This is a genomic window from Lactonifactor longoviformis (genome assembly GCF_042848515.1).
Classification (GTDB): domain Bacteria; phylum Bacillota; class Clostridia; order Lachnospirales; family Lachnospiraceae; genus Lactonifactor; species Lactonifactor longoviformis.
In genome coordinates this window covers 2,968,288-2,979,947 of the sequence record NZ_AP031453.1, presented here as the reverse complement: position 1 = coordinate 2,979,947, position 11,660 = coordinate 2,968,288, and the positions used below count along the sequence as shown (strand labels likewise).

General features: G+C 48.3%; 13 protein-coding genes. 9 read left to right on the top strand and 4 right to left on the bottom strand.

What is annotated here, in order from left to right:
• Positions 1-3: 3 nt before the first annotated feature.
• Genes cobT through ACGHCT_RS13750 form a run of 9 tightly spaced genes read left to right on the top strand, consistent with a single transcriptional unit; the run spans position 4 to position 7,605 of the window.
• Entirely contained in the window at positions 4-1,053 is a 1,050-nt protein-coding gene (gene cobT, locus ACGHCT_RS13790) for a nicotinate-nucleotide--dimethylbenzimidazole phosphoribosyltransferase (protein ID WP_072853503.1), read from the top strand.
• Between the two features lie 12 nt (positions 1,054-1,065).
• Positions 1,066-1,584 (top strand): bifunctional adenosylcobinamide kinase/adenosylcobinamide-phosphate guanylyltransferase, encoded by a 519-nt coding sequence (locus tag ACGHCT_RS13785; protein WP_390436350.1) that lies wholly within the window; start codon positions 1,066-1,068, stop codon positions 1,582-1,584.
• A complete protein-coding gene (locus ACGHCT_RS13780) occupies positions 1,585-2,361 on the top strand; it encodes an adenosylcobinamide-GDP ribazoletransferase (RefSeq protein WP_390436348.1) in 777 nt (258 codons plus the stop codon). It abuts the gene before it with no gap.
• 16 nt (positions 2,362-2,377) lie between these two features.
• Positions 2,378-2,764, top strand: coding sequence for a bifunctional adenosylcobinamide kinase/adenosylcobinamide-phosphate guanylyltransferase (locus ACGHCT_RS13775; protein WP_072853510.1), 387 nt, complete (start codon positions 2,378-2,380; stop codon positions 2,762-2,764).
• Complete coding sequence (locus ACGHCT_RS13770; RefSeq protein ID WP_390436346.1) at positions 2,757-3,356, top strand: histidine phosphatase family protein; 600 nt, start codon at positions 2,757-2,759, stop codon at positions 3,354-3,356. The genes ACGHCT_RS13775 and ACGHCT_RS13770 overlap by 8 nt, the downstream gene beginning before the upstream one ends.
• A gap of 23 nt (positions 3,357-3,379) precedes the next feature.
• Positions 3,380-4,360 (top strand): adenosylcobinamide-phosphate synthase CbiB, encoded by a 981-nt coding sequence (gene cbiB, locus ACGHCT_RS13765; RefSeq protein ID WP_072853514.1) that lies wholly within the window; start codon positions 3,380-3,382, stop codon positions 4,358-4,360.
• Positions 4,361-4,376: 16 nt separating this feature from the next.
• Positions 4,377-5,414 (top strand): threonine-phosphate decarboxylase CobD, encoded by a 1,038-nt coding sequence (cobD, locus tag ACGHCT_RS13760; protein ID WP_390436344.1) that lies wholly within the window; start codon positions 4,377-4,379, stop codon positions 5,412-5,414.
• Positions 5,415-5,437: 23 nt separating this feature from the next.
• A complete protein-coding gene (locus tag ACGHCT_RS13755) occupies positions 5,438-6,946 on the top strand; it encodes a cobyric acid synthase (RefSeq protein WP_072853519.1) in 1,509 nt (502 codons plus the stop codon).
• A 17-nt stretch (positions 6,947-6,963) separates the two neighbouring features.
• On the top strand, positions 6,964-7,605 hold the full coding sequence (locus ACGHCT_RS13750; protein WP_072853521.1) for a precorrin-8X methylmutase: 642 nt from the start codon (positions 6,964-6,966) through the stop codon (positions 7,603-7,605).
• A 632-nt stretch (positions 7,606-8,237) separates the two neighbouring features.
• Here ACGHCT_RS13750 and ACGHCT_RS13745 read toward each other — a convergent pair.
• The 4 genes from ACGHCT_RS13745 to cbiQ are packed head-to-tail and all read right to left on the bottom strand — an operon-like array spanning position 8,238 to position 11,651.
• Positions 8,238-8,756, bottom strand: a complete 519-nt coding sequence (locus ACGHCT_RS13745) for a hypothetical protein (RefSeq protein WP_072853523.1) — start codon at positions 8,754-8,756, stop codon at positions 8,238-8,240.
• Between the two features lie 16 nt (positions 8,757-8,772).
• Complete coding sequence (locus tag ACGHCT_RS13740; protein ID WP_072853614.1) at positions 8,773-9,174, bottom strand: DUF4430 domain-containing protein; 402 nt, start codon at positions 9,172-9,174, stop codon at positions 8,773-8,775.
• Between the two features lie 36 nt (positions 9,175-9,210).
• Entirely contained in the window at positions 9,211-10,881 is a 1,671-nt protein-coding gene (locus tag ACGHCT_RS13735; RefSeq protein WP_390436341.1) for a sirohydrochlorin cobaltochelatase, read from the bottom strand.
• Complete coding sequence (gene cbiQ, locus ACGHCT_RS13730; RefSeq protein WP_390436339.1) at positions 10,878-11,651, bottom strand: cobalt ECF transporter T component CbiQ; 774 nt, start codon at positions 11,649-11,651, stop codon at positions 10,878-10,880. The genes ACGHCT_RS13735 and cbiQ overlap by 4 nt, the downstream gene beginning before the upstream one ends.
• Positions 11,652-11,660: the final 9 nt, after the last annotated feature.

Genomic DNA, 11,660 nt, shown 5'->3' with positions numbered 1-11,660 from the left:
AGAATGAATTTAGAGGAAACGCTGAAATGTATCGGTCCGCTCGACGAGGAAGCTATGAAAATCAGCCGGAAGCGCTGGGACAGTATCGCAAAACCTTTGTACAGCCTGGGTAAGCTGGAATCTCTGCTGGTGCAGATTGCCGGAATCACAGGAAGCCAGGAAATTGATCTTTCAAAGAAAGCCCTTGTGCCTATGTGCGCGGACAATGGGGTGGTGGCAGAGGGGGTCACACAGACCGGACAGGAGGTTACTGCCATTGTGGCGGAGAACTTTTTAACCTGTGAAACCTCTGCGGCTATTATGTGCAAGAATGCCGGAGCCGATATTTTCCCGGTAGACATCGGAGTTGCCGTGGATACCAATATCATAAACCGTAAAATCGCCTATGGGACCAAAAATATGGCTGTGGAGCCGGCTATGACGAGGGAAGAAGCCATCCGGGGTCTGGAGACCGGAATCGCAATGGTAAAGGAGCTAAAAGACAAAGGCTACAAGATCATTGCCACCGGCGAGATGGGAATAGGCAACACGACAACAAGCAGTGCAGTGGCGGCGGTTCTTCTGGGGCAGCCGGCAGAAGCGGTCACAGGCAAAGGGGCCGGACTGACAAGCGCCGGACTGGAAAAGAAGATAGCAACGATCAAAAAGGCGATTGCCCTTCATAAACCAGACAGAGAAGATCCCATTGATGTGCTGGCAAAGGTGGGAGGCTTTGATATTGCAGGGATTGCAGGTATGTTCCTGGGAGGGGCAGCCTATCATGTCCCTGTGGTCATTGACGGATTCATATCAGCGGTAAGCGCCCTTCTGGCCTGCCGGCTGGCTCCCCTGGCAAAAGGCTATATGATCTCCTCTCATGTCTCCAAAGAGCCTGCGGCCCATATGATTCTGGAGGCGCTGGACCAGTCTCCCTGCCTGCACTGTGATATGTGCCTGGGCGAAGGAACAGGGGCAGTAGCTTTATTCCCTGTTTTAGAGATGGCGGCTGCGGTCTATCAGGGGATGAGTACGTTCAGCGACATAGAGATTGAGGAATACAAACCACTGAGCTAAAAGGAGAAGGGTATGATTACATTAATTACCGGTGGAAGCGGAAGCGGAAAATCAGCATACGCAGAAGATACCCTGCTGTCCTTTGGCGAGGGAGAGCGAATCTATATCGCTACCATGTATCCCTTTGATGAAGAAAGCCACAGGAGGATAGAGCGCCACAGAAACATGCGCCGGGAAAAGCATTTTACTACCATTGAACGGTACATTAACCTGAAAGAGCTCACCGTGCCGAAGGATTCTTATGTTCTTTTAGAGTGTATGTCGAACCTGGTGGCCAATGAGATGTACCAGGAAGGAGGTGCCGGGAAAGATACGGTGCCCGCTGTCCTGGAAGGCATCTTTGCCCTGGATCGTCAGGCAAAAGAGCTGTGCATTGTAACCAATGAGATCTTCTCCGACGGCATCCCCTATGAGGAAGAGACAGAAAGATATCAAAAGTATCTGGGAGAGATCAATCAGGCAATCGGAAGAGTCGCCGCAAGAGTAGTGGAAGTGGTATACGGTATCCCTCTCGTACTGAAGGAGAATTAAATGAAACAGATTTGGAATAGTTTTAAAATAGCTTTTGCCATGTACTCAAAGATTCCCATGCCAAAAAGTGACTGGACGAAGGCGAATATGAGATATACCATGTGCTTTTTCCCCGCTGTGGGGCTGGTCATCGGAGGGCTTACCTGGCTTTGGGGCGTCTGGGGGAGGAATCTGGCAGAAAGCCATATCTTCTATACCGTAATCCTTCTGCTGATTCCTGTGGCAGTGACAGGGGGGATCCATCTGGACGGACTTCTGGATACCTCGGATGCCCTGTCCTCCTATCAGGAAAGAGAGAGAAAGCTGGAGATTCTGAAGGACTCCCATGCAGGTGCCTTTGCTATTATAATAGGAATTACTTACTTTCTGCTTTATTTCGGCATTTACAGTGAGCTGACCTTACAGGGGCTTCCTGTGGTATGCCTCAGTTTTGTTCTGTCCAGGTGTTTCAGCGGACTGTCCATTGCGGCATTTCCTATGGCGAAGAACACTGGTCTGGCGGCAACTTTTTCGGATGGTGCCCAGAAACAGACGGTTCGCATTACCACCGTGGCTTGGGGACTTCTTACGATTCTCCTTATGTGCCTGTATCAGCCCCTGCTGGGTGCCTGTGCGGCCATAGGAGGAATGGCAGCATTCGTTTTTTACTATCGTATGTCCATGAAGCAGTTCGGGGGAATCACTGGAGATCTGGCGGGCTTTTTCCTTCAGATATGCGAATTGGTGATGGCACTCTGTGTGGTGGCAGGAGAGATTCTGCTGAGAAAAATGGCATAACAAAGGAGATACAGGTATGATTTTAATTATCGGGGGCATGTTCCAGGGAAAAAAGGAGTATGTGCGCAGCAGATTTGGGCTGGAAGCGAGAGATATGGCTGACGGCAGTGTCTGTTCTTACGAAGAATTGTTCCGCTGCCGTGGAATTTTTCATTTTCACGAATGGATTAGGCGGATGCTGCGGGAGAATAGAGATTTAACGAATCTGGCCGGCCGGCTGGAAAAAGAAAATCCTCAGATCCTTATCATTTCAAACGAGCTGGGGTACGGCGTGGTGCCTGTAGATTCTTTTGACAGAGAATACAGGGAGGCCACAGGAAGGATATGCACCCGGATTGCCCGGTCTGCCGATTCGGTACACCGGGTAGTCTGCGGCATTGGAACGGTGATCAAAGATGCTTGATTTATTTCTTGTACGTCACTCCATTACCTATGGGAATACCCTGGGGCGCTATATAGGAAAAAGGACCGATGAACCCCTTACAAAAGACGGGATTGCCCTGCTGAAACGCAGATATTATCCCCAGGTACAGACTGTTTTTACCAGCCCTTTGAAGCGGTGTGTGCAGACTGCGGCACTCTGTTATCCGGATACCCCAGTTCATACACTGGAGGAGCTGGCAGAGTGTGATTTCGGAGAGTTTGAAAACAAAAACTACAAAGAACTCTCGGGAAATGACAAATACCAGGAGTGGATTGACAGCAATGGCACCCTGCCTTTTCCGGGTGGCGAGAGCAGGGAAGCCTTCATGGAGCGTTGTCAAAGAGGATTTTCCCGCTGTGTGGAATACTGCCTCAGGGAAGGACTGCACTCCGGGGCTTTGGTGGTTCACGGAGGGACTATCATGAGCATTTTGGATGCATATGCCGTTCCCCATCAAGGGTACTATGACTGGCAGGTGGGAAACGGCGGGGGATACCAGGTGAGGACCTCCGCAGTAGTATGGAATGAAAGAGTACAGGAACTGCATGTGGTGAAAAAGCTTGCAGAATAAATACAGGAGAGGACTTTATTAAGATGCTGAAGTGGACAATATTTGCCCTGGTTTTGGGCTTTTTTATAGATTTGATCGTGGGAGACCCTCCGTTTTTATACCATCCGGTCAGAATTATCGGGAATGGAATTGCACTGACGGAAAAAGGACTCAGGCGCATATTTCCCAAAACTCCAGGGGGAGAGCGGGCGGGCGGTTTCTTTCTTATCCTGATTATCTGCCTGTTCAGCGCGGGAATTCCCGGATTAATTCTGTGGTTTGCCTACCATTGGCGTACTTGGCTGGGGGTACTTTTGGAAACCTTTATGTGTTATCAGCTTCTGGCTGCAAAGTCCCTGAAGGCGGAGAGCATGAAGGTATACGAGCAGCTGAAGGCGGGAAACCTGGAGGGGGCCAGATATGCCGTTTCAATGATTGTGGGACGGGATACCAAGAGTCTTGACGAAGAGGGTGTGACAAAGGCAGCTGTGGAGACCATTGCGGAAAATACCTCGGACGGAGTTATTGCTCCGCTGTTTTATATGGCCCTGGGGGGCGCTCCTCTGATGTTTCTGTACAAGGCCATTAACACTATGGATTCTATGGTGGGATATAAAAACGATAAATATCTCAACTTTGGAAGACTGCCTGCAAAATTAGATGATGCCGCCAATTTTGTACCTGCCAGAATATCCGCATGGCTTATGGTGGCGGCCAGCTTTTTTCTGAAGATGGACAGCAGGAACGCAGCACGGATTTACAGAAGAGACAGGCGGAATCACGCAAGTCCTAATTCTGCCCAGACAGAGGCCGTGATGGCCGGTGCACTTGGGGTGCAGCTGGCCGGCGATGCCTATTATTTCGGAAAGCTTTATCAGAAACCAACGATTGGGGACCGCATCCGTAAGATTCAGTATGAAGATATCCGTTATGCCAACAATCTGCTCTATGCCAGTGCGGGAATTGGCGTGCTGTTTTTCGGACTGATTCGGCTGATGCTTCAGATTGCACTTCAAATCGTATAGAACCGGGAGAATACATATGAAGAAACATATACACGGCGGGGATGTGTACCGTCATCAAAACGTAATTGATTTTTCGGCAAACTGTAATCCACTGGGGACTCCTGACAGCGTAAAGCGGGCGGTCACCGAAAGTATGGAGCAGGTGTACCATTATCCTGATGTAAGGTGCCAGAAGCTAAGAGACGCATTGTCCGCCTATGAAGAAGTGCCGGCGGACTGGATCATCTGCGGAAATGGAGCTGCAGATCTGATTTTTTCTCTGGTGCTGGCCCTGAAACCTAAGAGGGCACTTCTGCCAGCCCCTACCTTTGCGGAGTACGAGCAGGCTCTGGAAAGTGTGGGATGCCAGGTGCTTCATGCTGCAGGCAGAGAGGAGGACGGGTTTGCCGTGGATCAGGCGCTTTTGCAGGCTATAGACGATACCATAGATATTTTATTTCTGTGCAATCCCAATAATCCCACAGGGATTCTCACAGAGCCTGAGAGACTGGAGCAGGTGATGGATGCCTGCCGCAGCCACGGAGTTTTTCTGGTGCTGGATGAATGCTTTCTGGACTTTGTATGCAGCCCTGGAAAGTATACCCAAAAGCCTTCCCTGGAAAAACGGACGGATCTGTTCATCCTGAAAGCCTTTACAAAACGGTATGCCATGGCAGGAATACGGCTGGGCTATGGACTGTGCAGCAGCCGGGACCTGTTGGAGAAGATGAAGGAGGTCACCCAGCCCTGGAATGTTTCCACCCTGGCTCAGGCAGCCGGAATCGCTGCTTTAAAAGAAAAAGAATATGTGGACAGAGCCACAGAACTGATTCACAGGGAGCGCGGGTTCCTTAAGGAGAAAATGCGTGAGGCGGGGCTTCGGGTATACGACTCCCAGGCTAATTATATCTTTTTCAAGGGACCTGAAAACCTTCAGGAACTCTGCCTGCAGGAGGGGTTATTAATCCGGGACTGCGGCAATTACTATGGATTGGCCAGGGGCTATTACCGGATTGCCGTCCGAACCCATGAAGAAAATCTGACCCTTATGAGGGCATTTGAAAAAGTACTGTAATACAGAGAAAAGAGGGATATATTATGGCAAAAGCAATTATGATTCAGGGTACCATGTCCAATGCCGGAAAAAGCCTGCTTACAGCGGGACTCTGCCGTATTTTCACCCAGGACGGATATAAAGTAGCACCTTTTAAGTCACAGAATATGGCGCTGAACTCCTTTATCACAGAGGAAGGACTGGAGATGGGGAGAGCTCAGGTAATGCAGGCGGAAGCGGCGGGAATCAAGCCATCTGTTCTTATGAACCCGATACTTCTAAAGCCTACCAATGATGTAGGCTCCCAGGTGATCGTCAACGGAGAGGTTCTTGGCACTATGAGTGCAAGAGACTATTTTGCTTATAAAAAGAAACTGATACCTGAAGTTATGAAAGCCTACCATGCATTAGCAGAGAAGAATGATATTATTGTCATTGAAGGTGCCGGAAGTCCTGCGGAAATCAATCTGAAGGAAGAGGATATCGTTAATATGGGCATGGCAAAGCAGGCCAAAGCTCCCGTGCTTTTAGTGGGGGACATTGACAGAGGCGGCGTATTTGCCCAGCTGATTGGAACTATTATGCTTCTGGATGAGGATGAGAGAAAAATAGTAAAAGGCACAATTGTGAACAAATTCAGAGGCGATAAGACTATTCTGGATCCGGGTCTGAAGATATTGGAAGAGAAAACAGGCGTTCCGGTTGTAGGTGTGGCCCCCTATCTGAATATTGAGGTAGAAGACGAGGACAGCCTCACGGAGCGGTTTGAAGCGCCCCGGGAAGTCGGGGTCATTGATATTGCAGTAATCCGCCTTCCCAGAATCTCTAACTTTACTGATTTTAACCCTCTGGAGAGTATACCTGGAGTTTCCCTCAGATATGTGAAGCACCCTCATGAGCTGAAACAGCCGGATATGATTATACTGCCGGGAACCAAGAATACTATGGAAGATCTTCTGTGGATGCGCCAGACAGGTCTGGAGGCATTGATCCTGAAAGAAGCGGCAAAAGGAAAGATAATCTATGGAGTCTGCGGGGGATATCAGATGCTGGGAGAAACCCTTTCCGATCCCCATCACGTAGAAGCAGGGGGAGAGATTAAAGGAATGGGCCTTCTCCCTATGGATACGATTTTTGAGCAGGCAAAGACCAGAACCCGGGTGACGGGCACCTTCAGACATATGGGAGGGGCGTTAAAGCTTCTGGAAGGGACCAAACTGGAGGGCTATGAGATTCATATGGGAGAGAGTGTCCTGAAGGAGGGCGCGGTATCCATGAATGAGATCACGGATGGGGTCAGCCATGTGACAAAGTCTGACGGCGCCTGCAAAGACAATGTCTACGGCTCTTATGTGCACGGGATCTTTGACAGGGAAGAGGTGGCCGGAAAAATTATCCGGGCAATTGGAGCCATAAAAGGAATTGATGTGGAGGAAATGACCAGTATTGATTTTCAGGCATTTAAAGAAACCCAGTATGACATTCTTGCGGCAGAGCTGAGAAAACATCTGGATATGAAGAAAATATATGAGATTTTAGAAGCTGGTATATAAAAAGGAGAGGAGAACGTATGAAAATAGAACTGGAAAATGTATTGCCTAAGGAGATAGAAAACAGAAGCTTTGAGATAATTACAGAGGAACTAGGAGATACGCCTCTGCTCCCCGGCACTGAGCTGATCGTAAAGCGGTGTATCCACACCAGTGCAGACTTCGATTATGCCCGAAATCTCTGCTTTTCTGACGGAGCGGTAGAAGCTGCCATAGAGGCTGTTAAAAGAGGGGCCAGCATTGTCACGGATACCCAGATGGCCAAAGCCGGTATCAACAAAAAGGCCTTGCATAAATACGGCGGCAATGTCTATTGCTTTATGTCTGATGAAGACATTGCTGAGATTGCTAAAAAAAGCGGATCCACCAGAGCAACTGCAAGTATGGATAAAGCTGCGTCTATGGAAGAAGAATTCATCTTTGCCATCGGAAACGCGCCTACTGCGCTGGTAAGGCTTTATGAATTGATTCAGGAGGGAAAGATCCACCCCAAACTGATCATTGGAGTTCCCGTGGGATTTGTAAATGTAGTTCAGTCAAAAGAATTGATCATGGAGACAGATGTGCCTTACATCGTGGCCAAAGGCCGCAAGGGGGGAAGTAATATTGCTGCCTGCATCTGCAATGCATTGCTGTATATGATTGATAATTCCAGGGAGTAGATAGGAGGGGGACGGTGAGAGAGAGTCCGTGCCGGAGGGTGGCTCTAGGGAGGGGACGCCTGTGTTCCGGGGACACCTCCGTCGTGAGGAGAGTCTAAGCCAAAACCGGAATCCCCTCCGGAGCACCGTTCGCATACGCAGAGTATGCTTTCGATGCATTCTCTGCGCGGGCTCACTTTTTTTCGGCCCGGACTGCCGAAAAAATCTCCTGCGGGAATCCCGGTTTTGCCTAAGACTCTCTATTCACTCCTGCGGAATCGTCACCGGAACACAGGCGTCCCGCTCCCTAGAGCCACCCTCCGGCACGGACTCTCTCTCACCTGTATATTGGAAAGTTCCAGGTGGCTACTAGATAGGAAAAGAAATTATATGTATAAAAAGTGTAGATGTCAGAGCTCATTACTCTCAAACAACTACACTTTTATTATGTGAAATAAACTGCTAATTGAACCAATACCCTACAACTTACGTCCATTACCCCATTCCAAATAAATGTAAAGTGAGCCGATACCAGAATATGGAAGGGAGGCGGGGGGAGACTGGGGCATGGGCAGGTCAGGGAGGTTAAGCGGAGTGAGCCGAAGATCCAGTCCACCTCCTCCCTTTTATATCCGTCCGTTTTGTACGCTTTATTAAGAATGCGTAACCGCCCTCTGATAATACCTGGACGTCAGTTTGGACAAAACTCCATACACCGGCTTAAACAGCAGCAAGGTAATGACTACATTTCCCACGCAGTGGAGAATGTCTGAGGGGATTCCGCTGATCCAGTATGCGATTCCGCCCCCAACGCCGGAGATGACGAAGTAGGGGAAAGAGCAGAGGAATCCGAATCCCAGGCCGAAGGCGCCTGAGATGATGGACCACATGACCGGGGAGTCGTTTTTAGAGCAGATCATGGTGATCACTGCCAGGATGGTCCAGACGTAGAGGTACATAAACCACCAGATTCCAAAGCCATATATCATACCTTCTAAAAACGCAAAGATGTAGATAATATAAAATACCTTTTTCCTGAAGAGAAGGGTATAGATGATGATAAGGAGAGAGACTACTTCTATATTATGAAGAAAAGCCATTCCCACCTGGCCCACCAGGAGTATTGCTGTGAGGAAGGCCAGGATTACCATATCTTTAACTTTTGTACTCATAAAAATCATCTCCTGTCTAGCCGGCAGTATAAGTAAGTTCGTAGTGCTCCCCGTCTTCTATGGGAGTCTGATCCGCGGAAGTGTTCAGCATTTCCCCGTCCTTGGTGATACACCACCAGTCTGTGCCCTCTACGGACTCTCCGTCAGCTGCTGTGATAAAGAGTCCATATTGTCCGTCTTCCCCTTCCACAAGTTTTTCTTCTGTAATCACTTCACCCAGATATTCTTTATCTGTGTGGTAGACAAACTCTTTGGAGCTTCCGTCCTTGTGGACAACCTCTACTGTAATTTCCTTGCTTCCCTGGGAAGTCTTAGGCTTCATAGAACTGCTCAGCATAAACAGCGCGCCTATAAGTACCAGCAGGGTGATGGCAGCCGTCAGTATCTGCGCTTTATTCGGCTTCTTTTTTTCAGTCATAAACATACCTTCCTTCCTATCCTTCGTATATCTGTTCTATAACGTCTGCAGAGCAATGGCATCCTTCACATGGCGGATAAAGAGCCGGCGGATTCCGGGGTATTCTCCAAGGCCTTTCAGGACAGAGGAGACTGCAAAGCCGGCTTTCTCAAACTGACAGCGCCAGGAATCAGGATCATCGCTTGCCATATCATTTCTGGCATGGTCTCCTGCCACAATCATAAACGGAGCCAGCACAACCTTTTTGGGCTGGTATTCTTTTACCATGCGCAGAAGACTTTCCATGGAAGGGTAGGCTTCTACGGTGCCTAAAAAGAAGTTTTTGTATCCGTGGTCTTTAAACTGATAGTCCAGGGCCGCATAGATTGCGTTGGAATAGTGAGTGGTTCCGTGCCCCATTAGAACCAGCACCTCATCTTCCGGAAGAGCAGAGAATTCGTCCACAATTGACTGGATTACTGCAAGGTTATCTTCCTCTGCGGTCAGGAGCGGAGTGCCGAAAGTGATGGAGTGAAAATCTTCCTGATAGGAGAGCGCATCCTCCTTCATCAAGTCGTTTTCAATTCCGTTAATCACATGAGTGGGCTGGACAATAACATCAGTAATCCCGTCCTTTCGCATAAGTTCCATGGCTTCCTCTACATTTGGAATTATAAGGTTGTCCCGTTTGGCCAGCTTGGCCAGTATCATTTTACTGGTCCATGCCCGGTAAATTTTATGGTCCGGGAAGGCTTGGGCAATGTCGGCTTCAATGGCATCAATGGTTACTTTCCTTGTCTCTTCATAGCTGGTGCCGAAGCTGACAACTAAAATTGCTTTGTTGGTTTCGCGGTTCATAAGGCGGCTTCCTCCGTAAAATGTTTTTTCATTTATATTTTCTATGTAGCCTTCCAGGGTTTTCAGATCTCTGGGAAGGGGAAGAGAGGGTTTTAAGATTCCTTTCTTACACAGACTCTCAAACAGCTGCAGTACAGCCGGCTGTTCCAGGTTTGTCATGGCCAGTGCGGTGTGGTTGGTAAAGACCTCCAGAGGAGAACCATGTATCAGCACTTTCCCCTCGTGAAACAGGGCGATTTCATCGGCCCATTCCAGGGCATAATTTACATCGTGGGTGGCCATTAGGACGGTGATTCCATTTTCTGTCAGCTGATTTACAATTTTATTTACCATGGTGGTATGCCTGGGGTCTAAGGCGGCTGCCGGCTCATCTAAAATAATGATTTCCGGGTGCATCACAAGAATATCAGCAATAGACACCTGTTTTTTCTGGCCACCGCTCAGCGCATGGGTTGGTTTGTGCCGGAACGGAGTAATCTCCAGATAGTCAATCACATTCTCAACTTCCTTTTTTGCTTCTTCCTCTGAAACCCCGAGGTTCAGAATCCCAAAAGAAATTTCCTGGTAAACACTGGCGGAAAAAAGCTGATTGTCCGGGTCCTGAAAGATAATTCCCACCTTGCTCCGGAGCTTTAAAAGCCCCTCCCGCGAATAATCAAAGGGTTCTCCGTCCAGGTATAATTTCCCCTTTGCCGGGCGGTTGATCCCATTGCAGCACAGAAAGAAGGTGGACTTTCCGGAACCGTTGGCACCCATAAACGCTACCTTCTTTCCGCGTCTGATGGAAAGGGAGAGTCCGTTTAAAGAGTGCGTATTTTCATCGTCATAAGAAAAGTACAGGTCTTCTGCTTTCAGAATAATATCATTCATATATGTAATCTCCATATGGTAACGCCGAGCAGGAAACATTCAAACAGTACAATGTACATGATTTCGTTGGCTTTCGGCGGATAATTTTCGTTCAGAACTCTGAGTTTGCCGTCATAGCATCTGGATTCCATGGCATCGTACAGGGCATTCGACTTTTTCATAGCCCTTAAAAGAAGTACGGAAGCCAATGCGCCGAAGGATTTCAGAGATGTTTTATAGTCTTTATTACCCAGGCGGGAATCCTGGGAGGTGGAGATGGCAGAGGATATCTCCATTAAAACAAAGATAAAGCGGTAGATCAGCATCATCAGCTCAATCACCAGCTCCGGACAGTGTATTTTCCGCAGTACCAGAAGAATGTCTGTCATAGGAGTGTTCAGAGAGAGAAAGTACAGACAGGAGACGCTGGCGAGAGCTGTTGCTATGAGCTGCACGGCAAATGCCAGAGACGCCCGGCTTCCTGTTATATAATAGCTCCCTATGGAAAGAGCAAAGGCGTCCAGAGGGGTCCTGGAAATATTTACGATAATGGCAAGTGTACTTAAGAATAAAAATGCCAGGGGAATCATGAGAAGTTTCCGATAACGAGAAAGTGGGATTCCCCCTTTCTTAACAGTGAGAATCCCATTTGCCAATAATACCAGAAGTGCCACAGTAATCGAACGGCTGACAACGCAGAAAAGCAGCGTGATAATAGAGTATATGAATTTTTCGCTTGCATTTACGTACCGTAATTTCGAATAATAGCAAAGCTTATCAATGACAATCATGATAAAATT

Coding starts and splice junctions, on each gene's coding strand:
- ACGHCT_RS13745 (WP_072853523.1), bottom strand. CDS start 8,756: ATGAGTACAAAAGTTAAAGATATGGTAATCCTGGCCTTCCTCACAGCA.
- cbiQ (WP_390436339.1), bottom strand. CDS start 11,651: ATGATTGTCATTGATAAGCTTTGCTATTATTCGAAATTACGGTACGTA.
- ACGHCT_RS13740 (WP_072853614.1), bottom strand. CDS start 9,174: ATGACTGAAAAAAAGAAGCCGAATAAAGCGCAGATACTGACGGCTGCC.
- ACGHCT_RS13755 (WP_072853519.1), top strand. CDS start 5,438: ATGGCAAAAGCAATTATGATTCAGGGTACCATGTCCAATGCCGGAAAA.
- cobD (WP_390436344.1), top strand. CDS start 4,377: ATGAAGAAACATATACACGGCGGGGATGTGTACCGTCATCAAAACGTA.
- ACGHCT_RS13770 (WP_390436346.1), top strand. CDS start 2,757: ATGCTTGATTTATTTCTTGTACGTCACTCCATTACCTATGGGAATACC.
- ACGHCT_RS13780 (WP_390436348.1), top strand. CDS start 1,585: ATGAAACAGATTTGGAATAGTTTTAAAATAGCTTTTGCCATGTACTCA.
- cbiB (WP_072853514.1), top strand. CDS start 3,380: ATGCTGAAGTGGACAATATTTGCCCTGGTTTTGGGCTTTTTTATAGAT.
- ACGHCT_RS13775 (WP_072853510.1), top strand. CDS start 2,378: ATGATTTTAATTATCGGGGGCATGTTCCAGGGAAAAAAGGAGTATGTG.
- ACGHCT_RS13735 (WP_390436341.1), bottom strand. CDS start 10,881: ATGAATGATATTATTCTGAAAGCAGAAGACCTGTACTTTTCTTATGAC.
- ACGHCT_RS13750 (WP_072853521.1), top strand. CDS start 6,964: ATGAAAATAGAACTGGAAAATGTATTGCCTAAGGAGATAGAAAACAGA.
- ACGHCT_RS13785 (WP_390436350.1), top strand. CDS start 1,066: ATGATTACATTAATTACCGGTGGAAGCGGAAGCGGAAAATCAGCATAC.
- cobT (WP_072853503.1), top strand. CDS start 4: ATGAATTTAGAGGAAACGCTGAAATGTATCGGTCCGCTCGACGAGGAA.